This is a genomic window from Nocardioides caeni (assembly GCF_004912195.1).
GTDB classification, from domain to species: domain Bacteria; phylum Actinomycetota; class Actinomycetes; order Propionibacteriales; family Nocardioidaceae; genus Nocardioides; species Nocardioides caeni.
On the sequence record NZ_STGW01000044.1, the window covers coordinates 1 to 801 of the forward strand.

The following is an 801-nucleotide window of genomic DNA, read 5'->3' on the forward strand; positions in this document are numbered from 1 at the left end:
TCGGTGGCGGCGGGCTCACCAACGAGAAGGCCTACCAGCTCGGCAAGTTCGCCCGCGTCGCGCTGGGCACGAGCCAGATCGACTACAACGGCCGCTGGTGCATGAGCTCGGCCGCCAGCGCCGGCAACCAGGCCTTCGGGATCGACCGCGGTCTGCCCTTCCCGCTCGCCGACATCGAGCAGACCGACGTGGTCGTGCTCGTCGGGTCCAACCTGGCCGAGACCATGCCGCCGGCGGCCCGCCACCTCGACCGGCTCCGCGAGCGGGGAGGCAAGGTCGTCGTGATCGACCCTCGCCGTACGGCGACCGCGGAGCGGGCCGACCTCTTCCTCCAGCCGGTCCCCGGCACCGACCTCGCGCTCGGACTCGGGGTCCTGCACCTCATCGACGCCCGCGGCGCCGTCGACGAGGACTACGTCGCCACCCGCACCTCCGGCTTCGCGGACGTACGACGCTCGGTGGCCGCCTGGTGGCCCGAGCGCGTCGAGCGGACGACCGGGGTCGCGACCGACGAGCTCGGTGCGCTCGTCGACCTGCTGACCGGCGGCCGCAAGGTGATGGTGCTGACCGCGCGCGGCGCCGAGCAGCACGCGCAGGGAACCGCGACCGTGGTGGCCTGGATCAACGTCGCGCTCGCGCTCGGGATGCCCGGCCGGCCCTTCGCCGGCTACGGCTGCCTCACCGGGCAGGGCAACGGACAGGGCGGCCGCGAGCACGGCCAGAAGGCCGACCAGCTGCCCGGCTACCGGATGATCGACGACCCCGCCGCCCGCGCCCACGTCGCCGGCGTGTGGGGCGTCG

General features: G+C 74.4%; 1 protein-coding gene. It reads left to right on the forward strand.

What is annotated here, in order from left to right:
- On the forward strand, nucleotides 1-801 hold an 801-nt coding region (locus E9934_RS19415; protein ID WP_158295083.1), incomplete at both ends, for a molybdopterin oxidoreductase family protein.